Origin of the sequence: Nitratireductor rhodophyticola (assembly GCF_019891355.1) — a bacterium.
Lineage (GTDB): Bacteria > Pseudomonadota > Alphaproteobacteria > Rhizobiales > Rhizobiaceae > Nitratireductor > Nitratireductor rhodophyticola.
Window position 1 is genome coordinate 868620 of sequence record NZ_JAHSSF010000003.1, and the last position, 26534, is coordinate 895153.

At 63.0% G+C, this 26534-nt stretch carries 24 protein-coding genes; 17 read left to right on the forward strand and 7 right to left on the reverse strand.

The features are described 5' to 3' along the window. Positions 1 to 225 precede the first annotated feature (225 nt). The 3 genes from KUG85_RS15270 to KUG85_RS15280 all read right to left on the reverse strand — a co-directional run bounded on the left by KUG85_RS15270 (position 226) and on the right by KUG85_RS15280 (position 3246). Positions 226 to 1782: a formate dehydrogenase beta subunit gene (locus KUG85_RS15270; protein ID WP_223005808.1), complete on the reverse strand. Its 1557-nt coding sequence runs from the start codon at positions 1780 to 1782 to the stop codon at positions 226 to 228. After that, entirely contained in the window at positions 1779 to 2252 is a 474-nt protein-coding gene (locus KUG85_RS15275; RefSeq protein WP_065816593.1) for a formate dehydrogenase subunit gamma, read from the reverse strand. Before KUG85_RS15275 ends, KUG85_RS15270 begins: the two co-directional genes overlap by 4 nt. Before the next feature lie 94 nt (positions 2253 to 2346). Next, on the reverse strand, positions 2347 to 3246 hold the full coding sequence (locus KUG85_RS15280) for a LysR family transcriptional regulator (protein WP_223005809.1): 900 nt from the start codon (positions 3244 to 3246) through the stop codon (positions 2347 to 2349). Between the two features lie 130 nt (positions 3247 to 3376). On the opposite strand from KUG85_RS15280, the gene KUG85_RS15285 reads away from it, so the two are divergent. After that, the gene (locus KUG85_RS15285) at positions 3377 to 4537 is read left to right on the forward strand and encodes an Mrp/NBP35 family ATP-binding protein (protein ID WP_223005810.1); all 1161 of its coding nucleotides are present in this window, start codon (positions 3377 to 3379) and stop codon (positions 4535 to 4537) included. Positions 4538 to 4607: 70 nt separating this feature from the next. Continuing rightward, positions 4608 to 5405: a 2-(1,2-epoxy-1,2-dihydrophenyl)acetyl-CoA isomerase PaaG gene (gene paaG, locus KUG85_RS15290; RefSeq protein WP_223005811.1), complete on the forward strand. Its 798-nt coding sequence runs from the start codon at positions 4608 to 4610 to the stop codon at positions 5403 to 5405. 42 nt (positions 5406 to 5447) lie between these two features. Here the strand turns inward: paaG and KUG85_RS15295 are convergent, their stop codons facing one another. Then, the gene (locus KUG85_RS15295) at positions 5448 to 5924 is read right to left on the reverse strand and encodes a CoxG family protein (protein WP_065816589.1); all 477 of its coding nucleotides are present in this window, start codon (positions 5922 to 5924) and stop codon (positions 5448 to 5450) included. Positions 5925 to 6071: 147 nt separating this feature from the next. Here KUG85_RS15295 and chrA point away from each other — a divergent pair, with 147 nt between their 5' ends. Beyond that, the gene (chrA, locus tag KUG85_RS15300; RefSeq protein WP_223005812.1) at positions 6072 to 7280 is read left to right on the forward strand and encodes a chromate efflux transporter; all 1209 of its coding nucleotides are present in this window, start codon (positions 6072 to 6074) and stop codon (positions 7278 to 7280) included. A gap of 12 nt (positions 7281 to 7292) precedes the next feature. On the opposite strand, the gene pdxR is transcribed toward chrA, so the two are convergent. Next, a complete protein-coding gene (pdxR, locus tag KUG85_RS15305; RefSeq protein WP_223005813.1) occupies positions 7293 to 8786 on the reverse strand; it encodes a MocR-like pyridoxine biosynthesis transcription factor PdxR in 1494 nt (497 codons plus the stop codon). 163 nt (positions 8787 to 8949) lie between these two features. On the opposite strand from pdxR, the gene pgi reads away from it, so the two are divergent. The 8 genes from pgi to KUG85_RS15345 all read left to right on the forward strand — a co-directional run bounded on the left by pgi (position 8950) and on the right by KUG85_RS15345 (position 19385). After that, positions 8950 to 10590 carry a glucose-6-phosphate isomerase gene (gene pgi / locus KUG85_RS15310; RefSeq protein WP_223005814.1) on the forward strand — a complete coding sequence of 547 codons (1641 nt, stop codon included), beginning with the start codon at positions 8950 to 8952 and terminating at the stop codon, positions 10588 to 10590. A gap of 214 nt (positions 10591 to 10804) precedes the next feature. Next, positions 10805 to 11743 (forward strand): N-acetylmuramic acid 6-phosphate etherase, encoded by a 939-nt coding sequence (murQ, locus tag KUG85_RS15315; RefSeq protein WP_223005815.1) that lies wholly within the window; start codon positions 10805 to 10807, stop codon positions 11741 to 11743. Between the two features lie 67 nt (positions 11744 to 11810). Then, complete coding sequence (locus KUG85_RS15320; protein WP_223005816.1) at positions 11811 to 13334, forward strand: ABC transporter substrate-binding protein; 1524 nt, start codon at positions 11811 to 11813, stop codon at positions 13332 to 13334. Positions 13335 to 13692: 358 nt separating this feature from the next. Continuing rightward, positions 13693 to 14652: an ABC transporter permease gene (locus KUG85_RS15325; RefSeq protein ID WP_223005817.1), complete on the forward strand. Its 960-nt coding sequence runs from the start codon at positions 13693 to 13695 to the stop codon at positions 14650 to 14652. Then, positions 14652 to 15491 carry an ABC transporter permease gene (locus KUG85_RS15330; protein WP_007010541.1) on the forward strand — a complete coding sequence of 280 codons (840 nt, stop codon included), beginning with the start codon at positions 14652 to 14654 and terminating at the stop codon, positions 15489 to 15491. The genes KUG85_RS15325 and KUG85_RS15330 overlap by 1 nt, the downstream gene beginning before the upstream one ends. Then, the gene (locus KUG85_RS15335) at positions 15488 to 17233 is read left to right on the forward strand and encodes an ABC transporter ATP-binding protein (protein WP_223005818.1); all 1746 of its coding nucleotides are present in this window, start codon (positions 15488 to 15490) and stop codon (positions 17231 to 17233) included. Before KUG85_RS15330 ends, KUG85_RS15335 begins: the two co-directional genes overlap by 4 nt. Before the next feature lie 2 nt (positions 17234 to 17235). Then, entirely contained in the window at positions 17236 to 18249 is a 1014-nt protein-coding gene (locus KUG85_RS15340) for a serine hydrolase domain-containing protein (RefSeq protein WP_223005819.1), read from the forward strand. 8 nt (positions 18250 to 18257) lie between these two features. After that, a complete protein-coding gene (locus tag KUG85_RS15345; RefSeq protein WP_223005820.1) occupies positions 18258 to 19385 on the forward strand; it encodes an anhydro-N-acetylmuramic acid kinase in 1128 nt (375 codons plus the stop codon). Here KUG85_RS15345 and KUG85_RS15350 read toward each other — a convergent pair. Continuing rightward, the gene (locus tag KUG85_RS15350) at positions 19382 to 19819 is read right to left on the reverse strand and encodes a GNAT family N-acetyltransferase (protein ID WP_223005821.1); all 438 of its coding nucleotides are present in this window, start codon (positions 19817 to 19819) and stop codon (positions 19382 to 19384) included. The two genes, KUG85_RS15345 and KUG85_RS15350, sit on opposite strands and share 4 nt — an antisense overlap. Before the next feature lie 80 nt (positions 19820 to 19899). After that, entirely contained in the window at positions 19900 to 20796 is an 897-nt protein-coding gene (locus tag KUG85_RS15355) for a dihydrodipicolinate synthase family protein (RefSeq protein WP_223005822.1), read from the reverse strand. Between the two features lie 192 nt (positions 20797 to 20988). Here KUG85_RS15355 and KUG85_RS15360 point away from each other — a divergent pair, with 192 nt between their 5' ends. The 6 genes from KUG85_RS15360 (at position 20989) to KUG85_RS15385 (ending at position 26257) form a co-directional block, all read left to right on the forward strand. After that, entirely contained in the window at positions 20989 to 21744 is a 756-nt protein-coding gene (locus tag KUG85_RS15360) for an FCD domain-containing protein (protein WP_255606427.1), read from the forward strand. A gap of 45 nt (positions 21745 to 21789) precedes the next feature. Next, the gene (locus KUG85_RS15365; protein ID WP_025031151.1) at positions 21790 to 22752 is read left to right on the forward strand and encodes a sialic acid TRAP transporter substrate-binding protein SiaP; all 963 of its coding nucleotides are present in this window, start codon (positions 21790 to 21792) and stop codon (positions 22750 to 22752) included. Positions 22753 to 22808: 56 nt separating this feature from the next. Next, entirely contained in the window at positions 22809 to 23288 is a 480-nt protein-coding gene (locus KUG85_RS15370; protein WP_223005823.1) for a TRAP transporter small permease, read from the forward strand. Then, positions 23285 to 24559, forward strand: coding sequence for a TRAP transporter large permease (locus tag KUG85_RS15375; RefSeq protein ID WP_223005824.1), 1275 nt, complete (start codon positions 23285 to 23287; stop codon positions 24557 to 24559). The genes KUG85_RS15370 and KUG85_RS15375 overlap by 4 nt, the downstream gene beginning before the upstream one ends. 103 nt (positions 24560 to 24662) lie before the next feature. After that, positions 24663 to 25028, forward strand: a complete 366-nt coding sequence (locus tag KUG85_RS15380) for a YciI family protein (RefSeq protein WP_007010531.1) — start codon at positions 24663 to 24665, stop codon at positions 25026 to 25028. Further along, positions 25025 to 26257, forward strand: a complete 1233-nt coding sequence (locus tag KUG85_RS15385; RefSeq protein ID WP_223005825.1) for an RNA polymerase sigma factor — start codon at positions 25025 to 25027, stop codon at positions 26255 to 26257. Before KUG85_RS15380 ends, KUG85_RS15385 begins: the two co-directional genes overlap by 4 nt. Positions 26258 to 26534 lie beyond the last annotated feature (277 nt).

Here is a 26534-nt window from a genome sequence, read left to right on the forward strand (position 1 = left end):
TGGTGGCTTGCTGGAAAGGCAGGCGCCCCTTCGCGCCCCCCTCTGCCTTGCCAGGCATCTCCCCCTCAAGGGGGGAGATCAGCTGCCTTGAATGTCTCGCCTCATCGGCATCGTTGCGGGATGGCGCGACCGCCCCTGCCAGCCGATCTCCCCCCTTGAGGGGGAGATGTCCGGCAGGACAGAGGGGGGTCTGACGCGCGCTTCCGGTTCCGGACGTCATCATCATCACTCCGCAGCCTCCCGCATGGGCGCGGGGCGGAAATCTTCCGGGAAATGGGTCAGCGCGCTCATGACGGGGTAGGGCGTGAAGCCACCCAGTGCGCACAGCGATCCGAATTTCATCGTGTTGCAGAGATCGGTCACGGTCTCGATCTGCTCTTCGGGCGCGATGCCCTGCTTCAGCCGGTCGAGCACCTCGACGCCGCGCGTCGAGCCGATGCGGCAGGGCGTGCACTTGCCGCAACTCTCCACCGCGCAGAACTCCATGGCGAAGCGCGCCTGCTTCAGAAGATCGACCGTGTCGTCGAAGACCACGATGCCGGCATGGCCGATGAGGCCATCCTTGGCGGCGAAGGCCTCATAGTCGAAGGGCGTGTCGAACAGGTCGCGGGGCCAGTAAGCGCCGAGCGGACCGCCCACCTGCACGGCGCGCACGGGACGGCCCGTGGCGGTGCCACCGCCGATATCGTCCACCAGCTCGCCGAGGGTAACGCCGAAGGCAGTCTCGAACAGGCCGCCATGCTTCACATTGCCGGTGATCTGGATCGGAATCGTGCCACGCGAACGGCCCATGCCGAAATCGCGATAATAGGCTCCGCCCTTGTCGAGAATTATCGGCACGGAGGCGAGCGAGATCACATTGTTGATGACGGTCGGCTTGCCGAACAGGCCTTCATGGGCCGGCAGTGGCGGCTTGGCGCGCACCTGGCCGCGCTTGCCTTCCAGACTGTCGAGCAGCGCCGTTTCCTCACCGCAGACATAAGCACCGGCGCCCACGCGCACTTCCATGTCGAATGCGTAATTCGAGCCGAGCACGTTTTTGCCGAGCATGCCGGCTGCGTGGGCGGCGTCGATCGCCTCGTTCAGGATGCGGTGAACATTGGGATACTCGGAGCGGAGATAGACATAGCCCTTCGTCGCGCCCGTAGCGATCCCGGCAATCACCATGCCTTCGATGAGCACGAAGGGATCGCCCTCCATGATCATGCGGTCGGAGAAGGTGCCCGAATCGCCTTCGTCGGCGTTGCAGACGATGTATTTCTGCGTTGCCTCGGTGTCGTGCACCGTCTTCCATTTGATGCCGGTCGGGAAGCCAGCGCCGCCACGGCCTCGCAGGCCGGATTCGGTGACTTCCTCGACAATGCCGAGCGGCGTTTTTTCCAGCGCGTTGCGCAGGCCACGGAGGCCGCCATGCGCCTCGTAGTCCTCAAGCGATACCGGATCGATGATGCCGCAGCGGGCGAAGGTAAGGCGGGTCTGCTTTGCAAGGAAGGGAATTTCCTCGGGCTTGCCGAGGGAGAGGTCGTGCGCGCCGCCTTCGATCAGGCAGGCGTCGAACAGGCCCGCCACGTCGCCAGGCTTCACCGGACCGTAGGCTACGCGGCCCTCGGCGGTTTCCACCTCGACCATGGGCTCAAGCCAGAACATGCCGCGCGAGCCATTGCGAACGATCTTCGCGTCGAGACCGCGTTTTTCGATTTCCTCACGCGCGGCGGCAGCGACCTTTTCGGCGCCCAGCGCCAGCGCACCGGCATCGCGCGGAATGTAGATGTTGATGGTCATGCGCGCACCTCTGCTGCGATTTCCTCGGCTCGCGCCTCATCCAGCCGGCCAATGACCTCGCCGTCGAGCATGGCGGAGGGCGCACAGGCGCACAGACCGAGGCAATAGACGGGCTCCAGCGTCACGGCGCCATCGGCGGAGGTTTCGTGAAACCTGATGCCGAGCAGCTTTTGCAGCTTTTCGGCGACCGCATCGCCGCCCATGGACTGGCAGGCCTCGGCCCGGCACAGTTTCAGCACGTGACGGCCCGCCGGCTTCTCGCGGTAGTCGTGGTAGAACGAGACAACGCCATAAACTTCGGCGCGTGTCAGGTTGAGGGCCTCGGCGATGATAGGCAGGCTTTCACGCGGCACATGGCCGAGTTCCCGTTGAATCCCATTGAGAATGGGAAGTAACGGGCCCTCTTCGCCTTTCCACCGATCAATGATCGGCTCGACGGCGGCCGCAATTTCGGTACGTGCTTGCTGCATCTCGCAGCGCCCTCCCTAACGATGCTCGTTCTGAAGGGGAACAAATCCTTTGTGCAGGATCAATATAGCATATTCGTCGCTTGATAGAAAATATCTATCGTTGTGACTCGTACCGTTCGGCCAGGAGCCTTGCCTCGTAGAGCAGGGCAGAGACAAGCGGCGTGTGCGGCTCGCGCTTGACGGCCACCAGACCGACGAGATGGCTCGCGTCCGGTTCGACAATGGGGATGGCCCGGATAGGCTCGGCAAAACCCAGAACTTCCGCAAGATTAAGCGGCATGATGGAGGCCCATTTGCCGGTGCGGATATGGGAGAAGAGCACGATCATCGAATTGGATTCGAGTGTGGGATGGGCCGTTGCCCCCACCTCCTCCAGATGTTTGTTGATGATGCGCCGGTTCTGCATGTCGGGCGTGAGGAGGCAGAGTGGCAGTTCGGCCACCTCCTTCCATGTCACCGTTTCGCGGTCTGCAAGCCGGTTCGTGGCGGCGGTGATGAGCTGGTAGCGCTCGGAATAGAGCGGCACGGATGCGACATGACCGAGCGGTTCGTTGTCGAGATAGGTGATGCCGATGTCGATCTCGAAGTTCTCAAGAAGCGATAAGACCTCCAGCGAGGTGCGTGAGATGATGGAGAAAGTGACTTCGGGGTGCTTTTCGCGAAAGGGCGTGGTGAGCTCGGGCAGCATGGCAAGTGCGGTCGGGATGGCGGCGATACGCACATGGCCGGCGAGGCCACGCCGTGCGGCCTTCATCTCGGCGCGCATGGTGCGCGTGTCGCCGACAATGCGACGCGCCCATTCGAGAACGCGCTGGCCCTCCGGTGTCAGACCCTGAAAGCGCGACCCGCGCTGGACCAGCATGACGCCAAGCTGGTCCTCAAGCTGCTTGATGGCGGCAGACAGCGTGGGCTGCGTGATGCCGAGCTCGGTGGCGGCCCGCCCGAAATGCTGCTCCCTGGCGAGCGCGATGAAAAATTCCAGCTTGTCGATCATGGCGAGACGCTACATCGGCGATGCGCGCCCGGCAATGCGCAAGACGTGCCGACGGAAATTGGCCAATTTGCCTCTCTTGGCCCGCGCGCCCATCTGCATTATCTGAGAGAAAACGCAAAGGCACGTGCATATGACTCTCGACAGACAGACCGTCATCGACCGCTTGCGGTCCGTGAAGGGCCCGGATCTGGAAGGCGACATCGTTTCGCTGGGACTGGTTTCCGAGATTTTCATCGCAGACGGCAAGGTTTTCTTCTCGATTACCGTTCCGGCCAGACGCGCGCAGGAGCTGGAGCCACTGCGTCAGGCGGCTGAGAACGCCGTCAAATCGCTGCCGGGCGTCAAGGGCGCAATGGTTGCTCTGACGGCGGAAAAGGCAGGTGGCGGCATGGGCGCGACACCGCCACCACGCCCGAAGCCTGCTCCGCAACGTCCCGCGCCGGGCGGACCTGCCGCACAGGCCGGCCAGCAACCGGCGAAGCAGGATGTGCCGGGCATCAAGGCGATCATTGCCGTGGCGAGCGGCAAGGGCGGCGTCGGCAAGTCGACAACGGCGGTCAATCTGGCACTGGGACTGAAGGCGCTGGGTCTGAAGGTCGGCATTCTCGATGCGGACATTTACGGCCCTTCCATGCCGCGCCTGCTTGGGCTGAAGGGCAAGCCGGAAACCGCCGATGGCAAGACGCTGAAGCCGATGGAGGCGTTTGGCGTAAAGGTCATGTCCATGGGCTTCCTCGTGGAGGAAGACACGCCAATGATCTGGCGCGGGCCGATGGTCGTTTCGGCCCTTCGCCAGATGCTGCGTGACGTCGCCTGGGGCGAACTCGACGTGCTGGTGGTCGACATGCCGCCCGGCACGGGCGACGCACAGCTGACCATGGCGCAGCAGGTGCCGCTGGCTGGTGCGGTGATTGTTTCCACACCGCAGGACCTGGCGCTGATCGATGCGCGCAAGGGGCTCAACATGTTCAGGCGGGTGGATGTCCCGCTGCTCGGCATTGTCGAGAATATGAGCTATTTCGTCGCCCCCGACACGGGCAAGCGCTATGACATTTTTGGCCATGGCGGCGCAAAGGCCGAGGCAGAAAGGCTGGGGGTGCCGTTCTTGGGCGAAGTGCCCCTGACGATGGATGTGCGCGAAACCTCCGACGCGGGGACGCCGGTCGTGGCATCGAACCCCGATGGCGTTCAGGCCGGGGTCTACAGGGAGATCGCCGGAAGGGTCCACACGCATCTTGCGGCAGCCATGCAGAGCGCTGCGGATGAAGCGCCGGCCATCGTTTTTGAATAAAACTATTGCTGCAATTGATTGATCGCTCGGTGCGTGTAAAAAGCGCTGCATTCAATCAAAGGGGATTTCCATGAGCGCCGCGACCTCGCAGACCGTGCTTCACGAACGCCACGATGGATGGCACCGCATCACGCTCAACCGGCCGGAGAAGCTGAACTCCTTCAACGAGGAGCAGCACACGGCATTGCGCGAAGCGCTGGAAGCGTGCTCAGCCGACGATACATGTCGCGCGGTTCTTTTGACCGGGGCAGGGCGCGGCTTCTGCGCCGGACAGGATCTGGGCGACCGCGATCCCGCCAAACTCGAGGACAAGCCGGACCTCGGTTATACGATCGAGAATTTCTATAATCCGCTGGTGCGCAGGCTGCGGGGCATGAACAAGCCTATTGTCTGCGCGGTGAATGGCGTGGCCGCAGGTGCGGGTGCCAACATTGCACTCGCCTGCGACATCGTTCTGGCGGCGAAGTCTGCAAAGTTCATTCAGGCCTTTGCGAAGATCGCACTTGTGCCGGATTCCGGCGGAACCTGGTTCCTGACACGCATTCTGGGTGAGCCGCGCGCCAAGGCGCTGGCGCTCACGGGCGAGCCGCTCTCGGCGGAGGATGCTGCAAACTGGGGTCTGATCTGGCGCGCCGTCGAGGACGACGCCCTGATGAGCGAGGCGGAGGCGCTGGTGGAGAAACTGGCCAGCGGACCGACCCACGCCTACGGCCTGATCAAGAAGGCGATCCACGCCGCTCCGGGAAGCTCGCTCGATGCGCAGCTTGAGCTGGAGCGCGAATTGCAGCGCGAAGCCGGCCGCTCGGACGACTACCGCGAGGGCGTCGCCGCGTTTCTCGAAAAGCGCAAGCCGGTCTTCAAGGGGTAAGCGCAGGGTTTTTAGCCACCCACCCCTTTTGGGCCGCCAATGTCAGGACGCTGCGGCTTCCCCGGCATCGCCACCGGTAACCCGGGCGTTGAAGTCGGAGAAGAACTGGCCGGCAAGTTTCTTGGAAGTCGACTGAATGAGACGGCTGCCGAGCTGGGCCATCTTGCCGCCGACATCCGCCTTGGCGCTGTAGCTTAAGATCGTTGCGTCGGGACCGTCTTCCTTCAGCGAGACGTCTGCCCCGCCCTTGGCAAAGCCGGCCACGCCGCCCTTGCCTTCGCCCGTGATCGTGTAGGAGTGCGGCGGGTTGAGATTGGTGAGCTCCACCGCGCCGTTGAATTTCGCCTTGATCGGTCCGATCTTGAGCGTAACAACGGCTTCAAACTCGGTGTCCGACGTCTTGGTCAGTTCCTGACAGCCGGGAATGCAGTCCTTCAGAACCTCGGGATCGTTCAGAGCCTGCCAGACGGTGTCCACCGGCGCTTCGATGCGTTCTTCACCTTCGATGACCATGGCCATGGGGCGTTCCTCCTGAGACGGTGTTCCCGATCTGGCTAACCCACCGGATACGTCTTGTCCATCCGTGTGGCGACGGCCGCTGTTGCCTTGTGCCTGACATGTGGCGCATTTATTCGACAGCGAATCGGCTGAAGGGTGAGGCGTGCAATGAAGGGGAGCGAAACGCACGAAGGCGGAAGGGCGGGGACGGCTGCGGAGGTTTTCGGCGCGTTCCTCAGGCTCGGCCTGACCTCCTTCGGAGGCCCCATCGCGCATCTAGGCTATTTCCGCGACGCGCTCGTGCTGCGGCGCAAATGGCTCGATGAAAAGGCCTATGCCGATCTGGTGGCGCTGTGTCAGTTTCTGCCGGGACCGGCAAGCAGTCAGGTGGGCTTTGCGCTTGGCTATATGCGGGCAGGTCCGCTGGGCGCGGCAGCGGCATGGACGGCGTTTACACTGCCATCCGCGTTTCTGCTCTTCGTTTTTGCGCTGTTTGCTTCCGCACTCGACAATCCGCTCGGTCAGGGGCTGCTGCACGGGCTGAAGATCGTGGCCGTGGCGGTGGTGGCGCAGGCGGTCTGGGGCATGGCCCGCTCGCTATGCCCGGACCGCGCGCGCGCCGGCATCGCCCTTGCCGCGCTTGTGCTCGTTACGGTCTCAGCAAGCGCGTTTGCGCAGATCGGTGCCATCGCGATCGGTGCGCTGCTTGGCTGGCTGCTCTGTCGCGGAAAGGCAGGCGGCGATGGGGCAGTCGTCGCGTTTGGCCTGTCGAAGCGGGCCGGTGCCACCTGCCTGATCCTCTTTGCAATTCTGCTCCTCGGCCTGCCGCTTGTCGCGCCCATGGCGCAGGGGCTCTCCGTGTTCGACACGTTCTACCGTGCCGGCGCGCTGGTGTTTGGCGGCGGGCATGTGGTGCTGCCGCTCCTGGAAGCGGGTGTCGTTGAGCCCGGCTGGGCGACGCGCGACGCGTTTCTGGCAGGCTATGGCGCGGCACAGGCCGTGCCCGGCCCGCTCTTCACCTTCGCGGCCTATCTGGGGGCGGTTCTGGAGCCCGCGCCGAATGGACTGGCAGGCGCTGCGATTGCGCTGATCGCTGTGTTCCTGCCAGGATTTCTTCTGTTGCTGGGCGTCGCGCCCTTCTGGGACCGGTTCCGGCAATTCGACGCCGCGCGGGCGCTGATGATGGGCACAAATGCCGCCGTAGTCGGCATATTGGGGGCGGCCCTTTATGACCCGCTGTGGACGACCGCCATTCTTGCGCCGGCTGACTTTGCCGTGGCGGCAGTCGGCTTCATCCTGCTCACCATGTTGAAAGCGCCACCATGGGTGGTGGTGGCGCTCTGTGCAGTGGCGGGCGTGGCGCTGGCTGCTCTTTGACGCTGCCTGCTTTTACGCGGCTACACGCCGATACTCGGATGCTGCCGCCGCCAGTTCGCGGATGCCGGGCTCGATCTGCTGCGCCGCGATGGACGAGATGCCAAGCCGCATGAACGGTGTCGGCTGGGTCCGTCCGAGGAAGAAGCGTGCACCCGGCTCGATCAGGACACTGCGGCGAGCGGCGGATTTGGCAAGCACGGCCGAATCGAGACCAGGCGGGCCTTCGAGCCAGAGCGAGGTGCCGCCGCGAATGTCGGCCGCGTTCCAGTCCGGCAGAATGTCGCCAACTGCCTGATAGAGTTTCTCGCGCCGCTCTTCGAAGGCTGCCGAGATGCGCCGCACCAGCGTGTCGTGATGGCCGAGCGACAGGAACAGGGCAACGGCGCGCTGGTTGTTGGCCGGCGGATGTCGCAGCATGAAGCGACGTAAGGCGCGCAACTCCGCGATCAGGTCTGCAGGCGCTACGATGTAGCCCATGCGCAGGCCAGGCGCGAGCGTCTTGGACATCGAACCCAGATGCACCACGCGGCCATTGCGGTCGAGCCCCTTGAGAGCGGCCTGCGGGCGCTCGTCGGCGAGCTGGCTGTCATAGTCGTCTTCGATGACGATCCAGTCATGGCGCTCTGCTGCCTCAAGCAATGCCTCGCGCCGCGCCTGGCTGAGCGGCACCATGGTCGGGCAGTGATGGCTGGGCGTGGCGAAGACGAAATCTGCATCCTGCGGAATCTGCGCCACGTCGATGCCCTGCCGGTCGACGGGAACGGGGGCAATTTCCGCGCCGGCAAGCTGGAAGATGGAACGCGCATCGGGATAGCCGGGATTCTCCACCGCGACTTTCTTGCCGCGGCTCATGAGGAGCGTGGCCAGCATGTAGAGCGCATGCTGCGAGCCGAGCGTGACGAGGATCTCGTCGGGATTGGCGAAGATGCCACGCCGAGGCAGGAGCCGTGCCTGGATCTGCTCGACAAGCAGCGGGTCGTCACGGTCGACCATGTCCGCCGCCCAGTTGCGGATTTCCAGAACGGCCAGCGCCATGCGGTTGCACTCCCGCCACTCGGCGGTCGGGAAGAGCGAGGGGTCGAACTGGCCGTAGACGAAGGGATAGGAGGCCTTCATCCAGTCTTCGTTCTTGCGGGGCTCCGGCATTTCGCTGGCCAGAACCTGAAACCGCTTCTGCCAGTTGACGCCATCCTTGCCACCCTGCTTGCGGGGTGGACGCGGAGGCGCGGCCAGCACTTCCGGATTGACGAAGTGGCCGCGGCGCTCACGGGCGATCAGAAACCCCTGATCGACAAGCTGCTGGAAGGCGAGCACCACCGTGCCGCGCGCGACGCCAAGCTTTTCCGCGAGAATGCGGCACGATGGAAGCGGCATGGACGGGGCGATCTGGCGATCGAGAATCGCAGACACGATGGCCTGACGGATCTGTGCCTGAAGGGTTTGACCCGATTCGGGGGAAATCTTGAACAGGCCCGTCCACAGGGCGGTATCATTTCTGGCTGGCATATGGCTTTCCTCTCCGGCGGGGGAGCCTAACTCTGGGTCAATGCATGTCAACCCTGGTACAATTGATTGTTCCAACAAAGAAATTGATGAATGCCAGCAAACCCCTGTTCCGCCTCGTTATGTTTGCTAAAAGAACGACGTTTCTTTTTGCAGGAGGCTCCCTTTGGACACGGCATTTAAGACTGCACTGGCTGCCCTTCGGGAGCATCGCGCGAAAACGGCCCCCATGGACATGCGCGCGGCCTTCGCTTCAGACCCCGGGCGGTTTGCCCGTTTCTCGCTTTCCCTTGACGACCTGACGCTCGATTTTTCGCGCGCTGCGGTGGACCAGAAGGCTGTCGACCTGCTTTTGAAGCTTTCGGAAGCGGCGGGGCTGGAAGCAGCACGCGACAAGATGTTCTCCGGCAGTCACATCAACACGACGGAAGACCGGGCCGTGCTGCACACCGCTCTGCGGGCGCTCTCGGGCGGCTCCATCGAGAATGACGGCTACGATGTCATGCCCGAGGTGCGTGAGGTGCTGGAGGCGATGGATGCTTTCGCCGATGGCGTGCGTCGTGGCACGATTCGCGGCGCGACCGGCAAGGCCTTCACCGATGTGGTGAACATCGGCATTGGCGGCTCCGATCTCGGCCCGGTGATGGTCACGCGGGCGCTCTCGCCCTATCGTGACGGCCCGCGCCTTCATTATGTGTCCAATGTCGATGGCGCGCATATCGCCGACACGCTGGCCGGGCTCGATCCGGAGACCACGCTCTTCATCATCGCTTCAAAGACTTTCACCACCATCGAGACGATGACCAATGCGCGCACCGCGCAGAAATGGATCGCGGCGAAGCTTGGCCAGTCGGCCACGGGCGACCATTTCGCAGCCGTCTCCACCGCGCTCGACAAGGTTGCGGATTTCGGCATCGACGAAAAGCGCGTGTTCGGTTTCTGGGATTGGGTCGGCGGGCGCTATTCGCTCTGGTCCGCGATCGGTCTGCCGATCATGATCGCCATCGGCGCTGACGATTTCCGCCGGCTGCTCGCGGGTGCGGAGGCCATGGATCAGCATTTCAAATCGGCGCCGTTGAGAGAGAATTTGCCGGCTATGCTCGGCCTGATCGGCTATTGGCATCGCGTCGTGTGTGACTATCCGGCCCGGGCCATCATTCCCTACGATCAGAGGCTGGAGCGTTTGCCTGCCTATCTGCAGCAACTCGACATGGAATCGAACGGCAAAGGCGTGCAGCTTGACGGATCGCCGGTGATCACCCCCACGGGCCCGCTGGTCTGGGGCGAGCCGGGCACGAACGGGCAACACGCCTTCTTCCAGCTTCTGCATCAGGGCACCGACATCATCCCCGTCGAGTTCATGCTGGCGGCGGAAGGGCATGAGGCTGGGCTCGGGCACCACCACGATCTGATCGTCGCCAATTGTCTGGCACAGGCGGAAGCGCTGATGAAAGGGCGCACGCTGGAAGAAGCCGAGACGCAGCTTCTGGAGAAGGGCGTGCCCGAAGCCGAGGCGAAGCGCCTTGCGCCGCACCGTGTATTCACCGGCAACAGACCCTCGCTCACGCTTCTCTATCGCAAGCTCGACCCGTTCGCGCTTGGCCGGCTGATCGCGCTTTATGAGCATCGTGTTTTTGTGGAAGCGCAGCTTTTCGGCATCAATGCCTTCGATCAGTGGGGCGTTGAGCTGGGCAAAGAGCTGGCGACCGAGCTTCTGCCCGTGGTGGAAGGCAAGGCCAGTGCGGACAGTCGTGATGCAGCGACCGGCGGCATGGTGAAGCGCATCATGGAGCTTCGCGGAAGCTGAGGCGCAGGTCGCCGCTTTCCTCGTAACACTCCGGAAGGCCGGCAGATTATCGGGCGGGCACGGCCCCGCCCGGCTGCTGCTACGGGCGAGAAGGAATATATTATTCTCAATCCTAATTGACTCTTGGAATTATAAATTTTAACACTCTGGTAAGGTGCTGAGCCGGCGAAGCGCGGGTTTTGCCAGCGCCAGACAGGTGATTTCGGGAGAGTTCATGAACGCGCAGACGCTGATGTCGGAGCTTGAAAAGCTTGTGTCGGAGGGCCGCAACCCGGACACGATGCAGATCGATCTGCAGCCGACAACCGAAATTCTGAAACTCATCAATGCCGCCGACAGGGACGTGCCGCTGGCTGTCGAAAAGGTGATCCCGCAGATCGCCGAGGCGGTCGACCGGATTGTCGACGCGTTTCAGAATGGCGGACGGCTGATCTATATGGGCGCGGGCACGAGCGGACGGCTCGGTGTGCTCGACGCTTCGGAATGCCCGCCCACCTTCAGCGTCCCCGAAGACATGGTGACCGGTGTGATCGCTGGCGGCGATCACGCATTGCGTCACGCTGTGGAAGGAGCAGAAGATGACCCGGCGCAGGGTCGTCAGGCGCTGGAAGAGCGCGGTCTGACGGCCAAGGATGTCGTGGTGGGCATCGCCGTGAGTGGCCGTACGCCTTATGTGATTGGTGGGCTGAACTATGCCAGGGAGATTGGCGCGACGACCGTTTCGCTGTCCTGCAACCCGGATTCGGCCATCGGTGCCATTGCCGACATCGCCATCGCGCCCGTGGTGGGGCCGGAAATCCTGACCGGCTCGACGCGAATGAAATCGGGCACGGCGCAGAAGCTCATCCTCAACATGCTCTCCACGGCGAGCATGATCCGCATGGGCAAGATCTATCAGAACCTGATGGTGGACGTTAACATCAGCAACCAGAAGCTCATGGCGCGCGCCTCGCGCATCGTCATGGAGGCGACGGGGTGTTCTGCCGATGAGGCCGAGACGCTGCTCCAACGCAGCGGCAATGATGTGAAGCTCGCCATCTTCATCGCGCTGACGGATATGGACGTGGAGGAAGCGCGCGCCGCCCTTGCAAGGGCTGGCGGGTTTCTGCGCAAGGCAATAAACGAAAGGCAGCAGCAAGCTGCAAACAGGTGAAGCAGCCATTTATGCGACCGTTCATTGGGCGGTTGCAGGCATCAAACGCTCTCGGAGGGAGAAGATCATGGGACAGTCTTTGATGAAGAAGTTCGCCACTTCGGTGGCATTCGCAGCCGCGCTTGGCGCGGCCACGGTGGCGGTGCCGGCATCGGCAGAAACGCTGCGCATGGCCTGGTCGCAGGATGCGACCGGCCTTGACCCGCACAAGCAGACGGCGTTTTCCTCGCTGCGTCTTCTGGAGCTGGTTTATGAGCCGCTGGTGCGTCTCAATGCCGATCTGGAGATCATTCCTGCCATTGCCGAATCCTGGGAGTTCTCCGAGGATGGCAAGACGCTGACTTTCAAGCTCGACGCGGATGCAAAATTCCAGAACGGCGAAAAGGTGACGCCAGCGGATGTGAAGGCATCGTTCGAGCGCGTTCTGGATGAGGCCACGGGTGCAGCCGCACGCGCCAACTTCACTTCCATCGAGAGCATCGACACGCCGGACGAGACCACCGTTGTCTTCAACCTGTCGCAGCCGGACGTTCCGATGTTGACGGCGATGACGAGCATCAACGCGGCAGTCGTTCCGGCGAGCGAAATCGAGGCCGGCACGATCGGCACGAAGGCGATCGGCTCGGGCCCGTTCAAGCTGGATAGCTGGGAGCCGAACCAGAAAGAGGTTCTGAGCGCCAATCCGGACTGGGCCGGCGGCGAAGTGAAGGTGGACGGCATCAACATTTCCGTTCTGCCGGACGAGACCGCCATTCTGGCGGCGCTGCGCACCAAGCAAGTGGATTTCGCGCTCATCAACGATCCGCTCGTGGCGACGCTGGTGCCGAACGAGGCAAGCCTTGAACTGAGCCGCACGCCGGTGCTGGCCTATCACGTGCTGCAGCTGAACCCGTCGCGCGAGCCGATGACGGAGCAGGCCGTGCGTCAGGCGATTTCCTGCGCCATCGACCGTCAGGACGTGCTCGACACCGCGCTTCTGGGCGAGGGTGCGGTGACCGGCCCGCTGACCATGCCGGCCTACCGTTCGGACCCGGGCGCGCTGTTCTGCTATGAGCGGGATGTGGAGAAGGCCAAACAGCTCATGGCCGAAGCCGGCTATGCAGACGGCTTTTCTGCAACGGTGATCGCCGCCACGGGCGAGCCGCCTACAGCGGCAGCCGAAGCACAGGTGATCCAGTCGCAGCTTGCCGAGATCGGCATCAAGCTCGACATCAAGATGATGGAGCTCAACGTCTATGTCGACACCTGGCTGAAGGGTGATTTCGACATGGCGGTGGCGTTGAACGGCGGCCGCGCCGATCCCTATTCCATGTACAACCGCTACTGGACCAAGGACGGCAATCTCCAGCATGTCGCCAATTATATCGACGACACGCTCGACAGCCTGATGCAGGAAGGCCGCGTGGAGACCGACTCTGCCAAGCGCAAGGAGATCTTCGCGAAATTCGAGACGCATCTTGCCGAGGTTTCGCCGTGGATCTGGCTCTACACGGGCTACACCTACACCGCGCAGCAGAAGAACGTGAAAGGCTTTGTGCCTTCCCCGACCGGCACGCTGTTTGGCCTGACCGAGGTGAGCGTGGGCGAGTGATTGCCAGATGGGGCCGCACGTTCACGTGTGGCCCCGTTTGCGCCTGGCGCTTTCTCGCGCTTGAAACGTAAGAATTCGATGCGGCTCCGCCCAGCGCCCTCGTGGTTCGACAAGCTCACCATGAGGGCTGTTGATGGTCCGTCACCCTGCGATGATCTGCAGGTCGGTACCGGAGGCGTATGAGATGTGTGCTGCTTGGCTTAAACCCATAGAGCGCCGGGGCTAAGGTCCTCAATTTGAGAACGATCCCCAGCCCTCATGGTGAGCTTGTCGAACCACGGGGCGGCATGAAGGGCGCGGCCTTTAACACCAACCGCACAAGACGATTGCATCTGGAAGGACACGGAGTGAAAGCTTCATGAATTACCTGGCCCGAAGGCTGATGACCTTTCCATTGGTCATGCTCGGGGTGTCCATCCTCGTTTTTGTCTCGATCCGGCTGGTGCCGGGCGACGCCATCACCGCCATGCTGGGAACAGAGGCCGGGCTTCTGACGCCCGACCAGCGCGCGGCACTTGAAGCCTATTTCGGCATCGATCAGGGCTGGTTCACCCAATATTGGCGCTGGCTTGCGGGTGCGGTTCAGGGCGATCTCGGCGTGTCCGTGACCTTCGGTAAGCCGGTGCTCGACGTGATCCTCGAACGCTTTCCGCTGACACTGGAACTGGCGCTTCTCTCCATGGTCATCGCGCTCGCCATCGGTCTTCCGGCGGGCATATTTGCCGCCACGCGCAATGAACAGCCGTCGGACCTCGCCGTGCGCATCTTCGCGATGATCGGCCAGTCGACGCCGAATTTCGTGTTCGCGCTTCTGGCGATCTATGTGCTGTCGGTCGGGTTCGGGGTGCTGCCGGCCATGGGCGAGTTCACGCCCTTCCTTGAAAATCCGCTGCGCAATCTGGGGCAGATGATCCTGCCGGCGCTGACGCTGGGCTTCGCCTTCGCCGCCGCCGTGACCCGCATTTCGCGCTCGGCCATGCTCGATATTCTGAGCGACGATTACATCCGCACCGCGCGCGCCAAGGGCGTGCCGGCGCGCAAGGTGATCTGGCGGCATGCGCTGCCCAACGCGCTGATCCCGGTGGTGACGCTGAGCGGCGTCGAGTTCGGCTATCTCCTGGGCGGCGCTGTGATCGTGGAGCAGATTTTTGCGCTGCCGGGCCTCGGGCGCATGGTGCTCGACGCCATTCTCCAGCGCGACTATGCGCTGGTGCAGGGCTCGGTGCTGTTCATCGCGCTCAACTTCATGATCGTGAATCTTCTGGTCGATCTCGCCTATGCGGTGCTCGACCCGCGCATTCGGCTGGGAGGCAAGTGATGCAGTTGCTGCGCGCCATTTTCAGCCATTCGAGCGGCCGCATCGGCGGCGCCATCGTTGGCCTTTACATCATCATCGCCATTCTCGGGCTTCTCGGCATCACGCCGCATGACCCGCTGATGCAGTTCCGCGTCGACCGCCTGCACGCGCCCGACGCGACCTACTGGATGGGAACGGATCTGTTTGGTCGCGATGTGGCGAGCCGGTTGATGCTGGGCATCAGCCAGTCCTTCATCGTCGCCTTCGCCTCGGTGGCGCTGGCCGCCGTGGCGGGCATCGTGCTCGGTCTTGCGGCCGCATGGTTCGGCGGCTGGTGGGACGGCACGATCATGCGTTTCATGGATGTGCTTCTGGCCTTTCCGGCGATCCTTCTGGCGCTGCTCATCATCGCCATTGTGGGGCCGGGCACCTGGACCAGCGTGATGGCCATCGCCATCGTCTACACGCCGATCTTCACCCGCGTGGTGCGCGGGCCGGCGCTCTCCCTGAAGACGCGCGACTTCGTCGACGCCGCGCGCACTTTCGGTTCGAGCCGCAACTACATTCTGACCCGCCATCTGATGCTGAACCTCGTTGCGCCGCTGACGGTGCAGGTGACGCTGGCGCTCGCATGGGGCCTTCTGACGGAGGCAGGCCTGAGCTTTCTCGGTCTCGGCACACAGCCACCGGCCTCGTCGCTCGGCCTGATGCTCGCCGACAGCCGCAATCTGATGGAGATGGCGCCCTGGCTCCTGATCTTCCCGGGCATTGCGATCATGATCGGCATTCTCGGCTTCAACCTATTGGGGGATGCGCTGCGCGACATTCTCGATCCCAAGACGCGGAGGTCGGCCGCATGACGCAGCTTCTGTCCGTTTCAAACCTGCGCGTCGGTTTTGGCCGCAAGCCCGAAGACAATGAAATCGTCCATGGCGTGAGCTTCGATCTCGCAGCCGGCGAGACGCTGGCCATTGTCGGCGAAAGCGGCTCGGGCAAATCCGTCACCGCGCTGTCGATCAACCGGCTGGTGGATTTCGGTGGCGGGCGCATTCTCGATGGCTCCATTCAATTCACCCGCGAGAACGGCAGCACGCTCGATCTGGCAGCAGCTGGCGAGCAGGAGCTGACGAAGATCCGCGGCGGCGAGATCGGCATGATCTTCCAGGAGCCGATGACCTCGCTCAACCCGGTCCTGACCATTGGCGAGCAGATCGAGGAATCGTTCCGTCTGCATCGTGGCCTGACCGGGAAGCAGGCGCGGGAAGCGGCGAAGGATGCGCTTGACCGGGTGCGTATTCCCGACGCCGCGCGGCGGCTGAAATATTGTCCGCACCAGCTTTCCGGCGGCATGCTTCAGCGCGTGATGATTGCCACGGCCCTGTCGTGCAATCCGCGTCTTCTGATCGCGGACGAGCCCACCACGGCGCTCGATGTGACGGTGCAGGCGCAGATCATGGCGCTGCTCGCCGAGCTGAAGCGCGAGACCGGCATGGGCATGATCTTCATCACCCATGACATCGGTCTGGTGGCCGGCATCGCCGACAAGGTGATGGTGATGCAGAACGGCGAGGCAGTAGAGCAGGGACCGCTCGATGCGGTGCTCGATGCGCCACAGCATCCCTATACGAAGCATCTTCTGAGCGCCGTGCCGCATTTCGAGGCCGGGCGCGCCACGCGCACCGACTATCGCCGGGCCGACGAACCAAGCGCCGCGCCGGCGCTTAAAGTGGAAGGGCTGACGGTTCGCTTTCCGGTGACCGGCGGTCTCCTGCGTCGGCAGACCGGTGCGGTTCATGCGGTGGACGGGGTCGATTTCGACCTGATGCCGGGCGAGACGCTGGGCATTGTCGGCGAAAGCGGCTCGGGCAAATCGACCACGGCGCGCGCCATTCTGGGGCTGGTCGAGCCGACGCGCGGCACGTTCTCCGCGAACACGAATGGCGTGGCGCGGCAGAGCAGCAAGCCGGTGCAGATGGTGTTTCAGAACCCCTATGCCTCGCTCAATCCGCGGCTTCGGGTGGACAGCATTCTGGCCGAGCCGGTGATTGCCGCCGGTGGCGGGCTGAACGGCGAAACGCAGGCGCGCATGCGCATGCTGCTCGACCGGGTTGGTCTGCCGGAGAATGCGCTGGAGCGCTATCCGCACGAGTTTTCCGGCGGCCAGCGGCAGCGCCTGTGCATCGCCCGCGCGCTGATGCTCAACCCGTCCGTGGTGGTGCTGGACGAGGCCGTCTCGGCGCTCGACGTTTCGGTGCAGGCCAAGGTGCTGGAACTCCTGGTGGACCTGCAGCGCGAGTTCGGTCTTGCCTATCTTTTCGTCTCGCACGACATGGCGGTGGTGGAGCGCATCGCGCACCGCATCGCGGTGGTCTATGCGGGGCAGATCGTCGAGATCGGTGATGCGGCGTCGGTTCTTTCCGACCCGAAACACGCCTATACGAAACGGCTGATCTCGGCGGTGCCGAGCGTCGACCGGCGCAAGGAAACTTTCGAGGTGGACACGCGGCAGGTGCCGTCGCTGGTGCGGCCGTTGGGCTTTGAGCCGGAGCCGGCCAACTGGCAGAGTTTTGGTCCCGACCACATGGCACGGGCGGAGGCATGAGCATGACGGATACGCCTGCCTTTGCGCCGCGCTTCGAGCGCGCCTTTGCCCTGCTGAACGCTTCGGTGGAGGCTGGGCGCATACCCGGCGGAGTGCTCGGCGTGATCGACCGGGATGGCGGGCGCATGGTGCGCGCCACCGGTTATGCGCAGCGGGTGCCGCATGAGCGTGAAATGCGCACCGACACCTGGTTCGATCTCGCATCGCTGACCAAGGTGATCTTCACCACCACGCGCATTCTGGAACTGGCGAAAGAGGGCGTGATCGATCTCGATGCGCCGCTTACCACGCTCCTGCCGGATCTGCGCCAGTATGATCCGGGCGCATGGGAACGGCAGGTGACGTTTCGCCAGTGCCTCGGCCACCAGACGCCGTTTCCGGCGGTGGAACCGATCTACACCTATGGCCGCGATGCGGAGCTTTTGCGTGCCTTCATCCTCCAGCGGCGCTGGGAAAAGGGGCCGCCTGTCTATTCCGACATCAATTTCATTCTACTCGGTTTCGCGCTGGAGCGGCTTGAAGGCAAGCGGCTGCGCGATTTCGATCCGGGGCCGGGCTTCGCCTTTGCCGCCGATCCGGAAAAGACGGCGGCGACCGAGGACTGCACATGGCGGCACCGGGTGCTTTGCGGCGAGGTGCATGACGACAATTGTTCAGCGCTTGAGGGCGCGGGGCATGCCGGGCTTTTCGGCACGGCCGACGCCGTGCTCGATTTCGCGGCGGGGCTTTTTGCAGGTGACACGGAAGGTGATGAGACGGTGGCGCTGATGCGCACGCCGCTTTCCGAAAAGCGCACCCATGGCTGGGAACGGCCATATGAAAACTGGCCCGGCGGGGCGCTGGCCAGCGCCGGCACGATCGGCCATACGGGTTTCACGGGAACAGGACTATGGGTCGATTTCGACAATGGCCTTGCGTGGACCCTTCTCACCAACCGCATACATCCGACCCGGCATTTCGACAGCGGCATCGCTGCGCTGCGACAGGCGGTCGGCGATTGCATGAACGCAGGATAGGAGCGCACATGGCTGAAGGATTCGAACCGATCTGGGCTGTTGGCCTGATGACCGGAACCGTGCTCGACGGAAACATCGACGTGGCGCTTCTGAAAACGGATGGCGAGCGCATCGAAGCGTTCGGCGCCTACACGTTGGCGCCCTATCCGCAATCGACGCGCGACCTTCTGGAAGAAACGCTGCAGCAGGCGCGGGCCTGGAATTTTAAGGGCGATGAACCGGCGATCTTCGCTCAGGCGGAAGAGGTTCTGACCCGCGCGCAGGCGCAAGCCGTGCGAGAACTGGTGGAGAGCCATGGCCTGACCATGGCCGATATCGGCGCGGTCGGTTTCCACGGGCAGACGGTTCTGCACCGTGCGCCGCAGGAAGGGCGTCTCGGCGAGACGCGGCAGCTTGGCGACGGCGCGCTCATGCATTCCATTCTGGGCTGTCCGGTGATCTATGATTTCCGCTCGGCGGACATGCGCGCCGGCGGGCAGGGCGCGCCGCTTTCGGCAGCCTATCACGCGGCTCTTTTGCGCGATGTGGATACGAGCGGCGAGACGGCGGTGCTCAATCTGGGCGGCGTGGCCAATGTGACCTGGTGGGACGGCGCGGACCGGGTGATCGCGTTCGACACTGGCCCGGCAAACGCGCCGATCAACGATTTCGTCAAGGCACACGGGCTTGGCGAGATGGACCGTAACGGCGCGCTTGCCGCTTCCGGCACGGTGGACGAGGCGCGGCTGGCGGAGCTTTTGAAGCATCCCTATCTCACCGCGCCCTATCCGAAATCGCTCGACCGGTTCGACTTCGGCGCCTCCATGGCGGATGGGCTCGATGCCAAGACGGGTGCGGCGACGCTGACGGCCTTCACCGCATCGGCGGTCGGCAAGGCGCTCGATATTCTTCCGCTTCGGCCCAAGCGGCTTCTTGTGTGCGGCGGTGGCCGGCACAACCCGACCATCATGAAGATGCTGGGGGAACGCGCCGGCGTGGAAGCAGCCCCCGCCGAAACAGTGGGCTGGCGTGGCGACGCCATCGAGGCCGAGTGCTTTGCCTTTCTGGCGGCGCGCGTGCTGCGCGACCTGCCGATCAGCTTCCCGACGACGACGGGCGCGCCCGAGCCGCTGCGCGGCGGAAAGATCGCCCGTTAATCGCTGGCGACCCCGCCAAGCCGTTTCTGCAGAAAGATGCGGCTGCGGCCTTTCGGAAAGTCATCCATCCGGCCGAACTCTTTATAGCCCTGGCGCGTATAGGCCTTTTCCGCGCCAGGATTGAATGTGTCGATGTAGGCACCATGGCAGCCGCGTCGCTCTGCCTTTTCTTCCGCCGCAGTCAGCATGCGCCCGGCCATGCCCTGCCCGCGCAGGCTTTCATCCACCCACAGTTTCTGCACATAGAGCCAGCCCCATGCGGTGTAGCCGGAAATTCCAGCGACCACCGCACCGCGTTCATCGCGCACGAGGATGGCAAGTGTGGCCTTTTCCGAAGGGCCGACATCGGCATCGTTGAAGGCGGCGAGCTCGGTTTCCACCCGTGCGAGCGCCGCCTCATCCGGCGTATCGGTGATTTCGATTGTCACGCTCATGATACTCCCGCCTCTCCGAAAACAGTGCCGACTGTTCTAGTCGACAGACCGGAAACGGCAAGGCGCGGAGAGAGCGAAAATCACCCCACCCAGGCGGCGATTTCCGGATTGGCCAGAATGGCACTCATGCGCGCTTCGCAATCGTCGACCAGCGGGGCCAGCGGAAGGCGCGTCGGGCCGCAGTCGACCCCGCGCAGGCGGAGTGCGGCCTTCATACCCGGCAGCACGCCGGTTTCCATCAGGGTTTCCACGAAGCGCTGCGAGATCGTCTGCAGTTCCTGGGCGCGCTCCAGCGAACCCTTCTTCACGGCCTCGTTGAGCGCGGCATAGAGCCTGCCGAGCAGATTGTAGGTGGTGCCGATGCCGCCATGCGCGCCCATCACCGCGCCTGACAGATAGACTTCGTCGAAACCGAAGAAAAACGTCTTCTCAGGAAACCGCCGCCGCAGTGTGGCGAACTTGAAGAGGTCCATCGAGGTGAACTTGATGCCACCGACGCCGGGGAGGGTGAGAATGCGGCCGAGCAGGTCTAGACTGAAGGGACGTCCCGTGCGGACTGGTACTTCATAGACAATGAGCGGCAGGTCGGTGGCGGCTGACAGCGCTTCGTAATAGGCGAAAATCTCGCGATCCGAAAAAGGGTAGGAATGCGGCGGCAGGGCCGAAAGGCCATGATAGCCAAGCTTTTGCGCATTCTGTGCGAGCCGGATCGAATCGCGAAGATTGGGGACGCCCACATGAGCAATCAGCGTTGCGGCGGAGCCTTGCGCATCTTCGGCGACGATCGCCTGCTGCGCCAGAAGTTCGTCAACGCCCAGAAGACCTGATTCGCCGCTGCTGCCGCCGACATAAAGCCCGTCGAGCCCCTGTCCCAACACATAGGCATCGATCGCCTTCTGGCGCGCCGGGTCGAAATCGCCTTTGTCACTGAGGCCGGTGAGGAGGGCGGCATACATGCCCGCCAGCGGATTGGTCATGCGGCTGTTCCTTGCATTCTGGAAGCGGCGTTCTTGTCCTGCCGCCGTGGAATCGTCTCTTTGGCAGGCTGTATCAGCATAGAAGGGGATTTTTGTTTGACAAGAATTATGTTTGGTAATACCAAAATATCAGTTTGGACAAACAGCTCTGCCGCACAGGTGTGAAGGCGGGGCCCAGCCGGAGTGAGAAACGTGTCCGCTGCCCAGCCGGAAGAAATGGTGGAAACACGGCGTGTGTCCGATGAGATCGCCGAGGCGTTGATCGAGGAGGCGCGCGAGGGCCGCCTGGAAACCGGGACGTTTCTGCCGACCGAGCGGGAGCTCTGCGAGCGTTTCTCCGCTTCGCGCCCCACGGTGCGTGCTGCGCTGCAGCAGATGCAGGCGCGCGGTTATGCTGAGGCAGGTGCGGGGCGCCGCCCGCGTGTGGCGCGCCCTTCTTTACAAACCGTGCTGCAACTGGCCGGCGATCATATCCGTGATATTTTCGGCGATGCGGAAAGCGGCGCGCATCTGGAGCAGATGCGCCAGTTCATTGAGGCCGGTGCTGCGCGCGAGGCCACCAAACGCGCTGACAATGTGCAGATTGCCAAGTTGCGCGCTGCGCTGGAGGAAAACTTCGAGGCGATTGGAACTCCCGAATTCGCCCGCACCGATATCGCCTTTCACCGCGTACTCGTGTCGGTGGTCGGCAATCCGGTGATACTCAGCCTGCATGACATGTTCGTCAGCGCCATGCTCGCGCAGCGGCCGCCAACGGATGACCCGGCCAAGCACGACACGGTCGCCTATGAAGAACACCGGGCGATCTATCAGGCTATCATCGATGGCGACATGATCACCGCGACGGATGTCATGGACCGACACCTGGCGCGCTCCTATCGCGCGCGGCTGAAAAGCCCGCGGAAGGTCTCCGACTACTTCCAGAAAGAAGAAGACAAGACTGACTGACTTGGCAGGCCGGGAAGCCTGTTCAACATTCCAAGGGAGGATTGCATGAAACTGATTTCGAAACTGATGCTCGGCGCGGCAGCGCTCGCCCTCAGCTCCGCTGCACTGCAGGCGAAGGAACTGACCTTCGGCATGCAGGACAACGAGGTGTCGAATGTCTACCGCGGCGCGCAGGCGTTTCAGGAAAAACTTGCCGAGATTTCGGGCGGCGAGATGACGGTGAAAATCTTCCCGTCCTCGCAGCTGGGCGACTTCAAGGCCATGGTGGCGCAGGTGCAGGCCGGCGAGCTCGACATGGTCATGACCGGCTATCCGGACATGAGCTATGTGATCCCGGAGCTGAAGCTGATCGGCGCGCCCTATGTGGTGCGTGATTTCGATCATCTGCAAAAGATCGTCGCCGGGCCGTGGGGCCAGAAGATGGACGAGAAGTTTGAAGCTCAGGGCATCGAGCTGCTCGACACCTGGTATTATGGCACACGCCAGACCACCTCGAACAAGGCGATCGAATCCATGGACGACATGAAGGGCCTGCGCATGCGCACGCCGAACGTGCCGTTCCTCATCGCCTATGCCGAGAATGTGGGCGCGACGCCGGCGCCGGTGGCGTTTCAGGAGGTCTATCTCGCACTCCAGACCAATCAGGTGGATGCCGAAGAAAACCCGCTTCCGACCATCGAGGCGATGAAGTTCTACGAGGTGCAGAGCCACATTGCGCTCACCAATCACTTTGTGGCGTCCTCGGCGGTGCAGATCTCCAAATCGGTCTGGGATGGCCTGTCCGATCAGGAGAAGGAATGGGTGCAGACGGCTGTCGAGGCCGGTGGCGACGTCTCCGACGAACTAACCTTCAAGGCCGAAAAGGAGTTGCTGGAAACCTTCAAGGAGCGCGGCCTGACCATTACCGAGCCGGATCTCGAACCATTCCGCGCCGCCATGAAGCCCTATTATGACGAGCTCGAAGCCGAGTTCGGCGAAGGGTCGATTGCCGAAGTGATCGGCGACTGAAACATGGGGCGGGGCGCCAGCCCCGCCACCCTTCCCTCGATAGCTGGGGTCATCGCATGTCGTTTCTGCGCAGATACAGCCTCGAAGGCTGTGTCGCTTCCATTCTCTTCATCATTCTGTTTGGCGTGCTTCTGATCCAGATCTTTGGCCGCACACCGCTTTTCACCGGGCCGGTCTGGACCGAGGAAGCGGCGCGCTGGCTCTGGGTGTGGATGGCCTTCATCGGCATCGCCGAGGTGGAGCGCCAGAACGGCCAGCTGCGCATGGGCTTTATCGCGGACGCCCTGCCGCTCTCCTGGCGCCGCCTGCTCTTTGTCCTGATTGACGTGGTCTATCTGGCGATCGTCGCCCACCTCGTCTGGATCTCCTACAAGACCGCTCTGCGCACCTGGAACAATGAAGCGGTGACACTGCCCATGAGCGACGCGGTTCTCTACGCATCGGGGCTGGTGGCTGCGGTCCTCATTCTGCATCGCATTGCGCGGCGGCTTGCCATGCTGGTGCGCGGCGGGGATGCCGGGGAGGTCCACCAATGATCCTTGCAACGATTGGTGCCGCCTGGCTCGTCATGGTGCTGGTGGGTGTGCCCATCGGCGTGGCCATGATCTTCGTCTCGATGGGCTATTTCTATTATTCGGGCATGGGCATTTCCTTTGCCATGCAGCGCATGGTGGACGGGCTGAACAGCTTTCCGCTGCTGGCGGTTCCGCTCTTCATCCTGGCGGCGGCAATCCTCAATTCCGCAGGCATCACGCGCCATCTCTTCGGATTTGCGCGCGCACTGGTGGGGCACATCACGGGCGGGCTCGGCCATGTGAACGTGCTCGCCTCGCTTTTCTTCTCCGGCATGTCCGGCTCGGCCCTTGCCGATGCGGGTGGGCTCGGCAAGATGGAAATCGAATCCATGCGCGAGGCCGGCTATGACGACGATTTCTCCGGCGCCGTCACTGCCGCCTCGTCTATGATCGGCCCACTGGTGCCGCCGTCCATCACCATGGTGCTCTATGGCGTGGTGTCGAACACCTCCATCGGGCGGCTGTTTCTGGGCGGCATCGTGCCGGGTGTTCTTTGTGCTGCCTCGCTCATGGTCATGGTCTATGTGCTGGCCAGGCAGCGCAACTATCCGCGTGACGCATGGCAGGGTGCGGGCAATGTCGGCGTGCTGTTCGTGAAGTCGTTCCCGGCGCTCGCCACGCCCTTCGTCATCGTTGGCGGCATTTTCAGCGGCCTCTTCTCGCCCACGGAAGCAGCGGCGGTGACCGTGCTCTATGCCATCCTGATCGATCTTGCTTTCTACCGCGAGCTGACCCTGAAGCGGCTGTGGGATGCAATCTACGAGACGACAACCACTTCCGCCTCCATCGCAACGATCGTTGCAGGCGTGGGGCTCCTCGGTTTCATTCTCGCGCGCGAGCAGGCGCCGCAGCAGATAACCCAGCTTTTCCTGACGCTGACCGATGGGCCGCTCAGCTTTTTGATCGCGGTCAATCTGATGATCTTCCTGCTCGGCTGCTTCATCGAATCGCTGGTGATTCTCTTGATCGTGGTGCCGATCCTCGTGCCTGTGGCAATGGGCTATGGCATCGATCCGATCCATTTCGGCATCATCGTGGTGCTGAACCTGATGATCTCGATCCTCACCCCGCCCATGGGCATGGCGCTGTTCGTGGTGGCGCAGGTGGGCAATGTGCCCTACCACCGGCTGGCCCGGGCGATCCTGCCCTGGCTCATCCCGCCGTTTGCGGTGCTTATTCTGGTTTGCGCGTTCCCCATTCTGGCAACCGGACTGCCGAGCCTGATGTATTGAGGTTCGTTTCGACAGGTCGCAAAAAATTTCGCATGGTGGTGTCGAATCCAGTCGTACGAGAACGACCATGGGCGTTCGAAGCGCTCATCAAAGGAGAGACACCATGCGCTATGCCTGCCTTATCTATTACGATCCGAAGGTGCTTTTCGGCGGCAGCCCGGAAGCGAATGCAGCACTGGGCCAATGCGCCGGCTATGACGAGAAGCTGAAGGAAACGGGCCATTTCGTCATGGGCGAGGCGCTGGAACTGCCCGAGACGGCCATGACCGTTCAGATTCGTGACGGCAAGATGTCGGCGGTGGACGGCCCCTTCATGGAAACGCGGGACATGCTTGGCGGCATCGTGCTCGTGGAGGCGCCGGACCTCAACGACGCCGTGCGCGCCATCAGCGGCCATCCGCTGGCGAAGATCGGTTCCATCGAAGTCCGCCCGCTCGTGGACTTCTCGAGCCCGCCGCCGCAGCTGTGACCGAGGTGGAGGCACGCGCCGCCCTCGAAGCGGCTTACCGCAATGAGAAGCGGCGCGTGCTTGCCACGCTCATTCGCCTGCTCGGCAGCTTCGAGGCGGCGGAAGAGGCGCTCCACGAGGCCTTTGCCGCCGCAGCGAAAAGATGGCCAGGCGATGGTGTGCCGGCCAATCCCTATTCCTGGTTGGTCTCCACCGGCCGTTTCAAGACCGTGGATCGCTGGCGGCGACAGGCGCGGCTTGCAAACGCCCTGCCGCAGCTTGCCCTTCTGGCCGACCCGGCGTCGGAACCGGCCATTCCCGAGCATATCCGCGACGACGAATTGCGGCTGATCTTCATCTGTTGCCATCCGGATCTTCCAGCCGACGCCCGCGTCGCGCTGACACTGCGGGAGGTGGGTGGGCTGACGACCGAAGAGATTGCCCGCGCCTACCTCACCCGCGCCCCGACGATCGCGCAGCGGATCGTGCGCGCCAAGGCGAAACTTCGCGATGAGGCCATACCCTTCGAAATCCCGGCTCCAGCCGAACTGCCCACGCGGATCGAGAGCGTTCTTCGCGTGATCTATCTCATCTTCAATGAAGGCTATGCGGCCACATCCGGGGCGGAGCTGACGCGCGCAGACCTCTCAGAGGAAGCAATCAGGCTGGGCCGGCTGATGGCCGGGCTTATGGACGACCCTGAGGTGAAGGGTCTTCTCGCTCTCATGCTTCTTCATGAAGCACGACGCGAAAGCCGGGTCGATGCGGCGGGAGACATCATTCTCCTGGAAGAGCAGGACCGTTCGCGCTGGAATCGTGCCATGATTGACGAGGCGCGGGCGCTGATCGACCAGGCGCTCGAGGCCGGGCGGCTCGGACCCTATCTTCTGCAGGCGGCCATAGCCGGCGAACATGCTGCCGCAGCCAGCACCGAAACGACGGACTGGCGGCAGGTCGTGTCACTCTACGATATTCTGGCACTGGTTGATCCATCTCCCGTCGTGGCACTCAACCGGGCCGCCGCGATCAGCATGCGCGATGGAGCGGAGACGGGCCTCGCCGCCATCGATGCCGCGATGGCTGACGGCGGTCTCGACGCCTATCACCTGGCCCATGCGGCCCGCGCCGACCTGCTGCGCCGCCTGGGTCGGGACGGCGAGGCGAAGAATGCCTATCGTCGCGCACTGGCTCTGGCACGCCAGTCGGCAGAGCGCCGATTTCTGGAAAGGCGGCTGGCTGGGCTCGAATAAAGCCAGTTTTGGCCGCGGCCAAGGGGTGCTTCGACCGGGCGCTGGGGACCCTCGGACGACCGCGCGGGCCCGCCGTCACAGGAACTGAAGAAATTTTGCCGGCATGCTCTGGAAAAACCCTGAAAACAAAGGCTTTCGAGCGAAATCGGGCCTGTGAATGAAAGCCTATAAAGCTTATAAATCAATATCTTGCCATCATATGAGGGGCGTGGTTTCCGGGGTCGGCAAAGAAATTCACAAAACTTGCAAATTCCTCGTTGACAGTCGAACTGGGTCC

Coding starts and splice junctions, on each gene's coding strand:
- KUG85_RS15320 (WP_223005816.1), top strand. CDS start 11,811: ATGGGACAGTCTTTGATGAAGAAGTTCGCCACTTCGGTGGCATTCGCA.
- KUG85_RS15295 (WP_065816589.1), bottom strand. CDS start 5,924: ATGGCCATGGTCATCGAAGGTGAAGAACGCATCGAAGCGCCGGTGGAC.
- KUG85_RS15335 (WP_223005818.1), top strand. CDS start 15,488: ATGACGCAGCTTCTGTCCGTTTCAAACCTGCGCGTCGGTTTTGGCCGC.
- chrA (WP_223005812.1), top strand. CDS start 6,072: ATGAAGGGGAGCGAAACGCACGAAGGCGGAAGGGCGGGGACGGCTGCG.
- KUG85_RS15380 (WP_007010531.1), top strand. CDS start 24,663: ATGCGCTATGCCTGCCTTATCTATTACGATCCGAAGGTGCTTTTCGGC.
- KUG85_RS15270 (WP_223005808.1), bottom strand. CDS start 1,782: ATGACCATCAACATCTACATTCCGCGCGATGCCGGTGCGCTGGCGCTG.
- KUG85_RS15365 (WP_025031151.1), top strand. CDS start 21,790: ATGAAACTGATTTCGAAACTGATGCTCGGCGCGGCAGCGCTCGCCCTC.
- KUG85_RS15350 (WP_223005821.1), bottom strand. CDS start 19,819: ATGAGCGTGACAATCGAAATCACCGATACGCCGGATGAGGCGGCGCTC.
- KUG85_RS15340 (WP_223005819.1), top strand. CDS start 17,236: ATGACGGATACGCCTGCCTTTGCGCCGCGCTTCGAGCGCGCCTTTGCC.
- KUG85_RS15280 (WP_223005809.1), bottom strand. CDS start 3,246: ATGATCGACAAGCTGGAATTTTTCATCGCGCTCGCCAGGGAGCAGCAT.
- KUG85_RS15345 (WP_223005820.1), top strand. CDS start 18,258: ATGGCTGAAGGATTCGAACCGATCTGGGCTGTTGGCCTGATGACCGGA.
- KUG85_RS15285 (WP_223005810.1), top strand. CDS start 3,377: ATGACTCTCGACAGACAGACCGTCATCGACCGCTTGCGGTCCGTGAAG.
- KUG85_RS15370 (WP_223005823.1), top strand. CDS start 22,809: ATGTCGTTTCTGCGCAGATACAGCCTCGAAGGCTGTGTCGCTTCCATT.
- KUG85_RS15275 (WP_065816593.1), bottom strand. CDS start 2,252: ATGCAGCAAGCACGTACCGAAATTGCGGCCGCCGTCGAGCCGATCATT.
- murQ (WP_223005815.1), top strand. CDS start 10,805: ATGAACGCGCAGACGCTGATGTCGGAGCTTGAAAAGCTTGTGTCGGAG.
- paaG (WP_223005811.1), top strand. CDS start 4,608: ATGAGCGCCGCGACCTCGCAGACCGTGCTTCACGAACGCCACGATGGA.
- pdxR (WP_223005813.1), bottom strand. CDS start 8,786: ATGCCAGCCAGAAATGATACCGCCCTGTGGACGGGCCTGTTCAAGATT.
- KUG85_RS15325 (WP_223005817.1), top strand. CDS start 13,693: ATGAATTACCTGGCCCGAAGGCTGATGACCTTTCCATTGGTCATGCTC.
- KUG85_RS15355 (WP_223005822.1), bottom strand. CDS start 20,796: ATGACCAATCCGCTGGCGGGCATGTATGCCGCCCTCCTCACCGGCCTC.
- KUG85_RS15375 (WP_223005824.1), top strand. CDS start 23,285: ATGATCCTTGCAACGATTGGTGCCGCCTGGCTCGTCATGGTGCTGGTG.
- KUG85_RS15330 (WP_007010541.1), top strand. CDS start 14,652: ATGCAGTTGCTGCGCGCCATTTTCAGCCATTCGAGCGGCCGCATCGGC.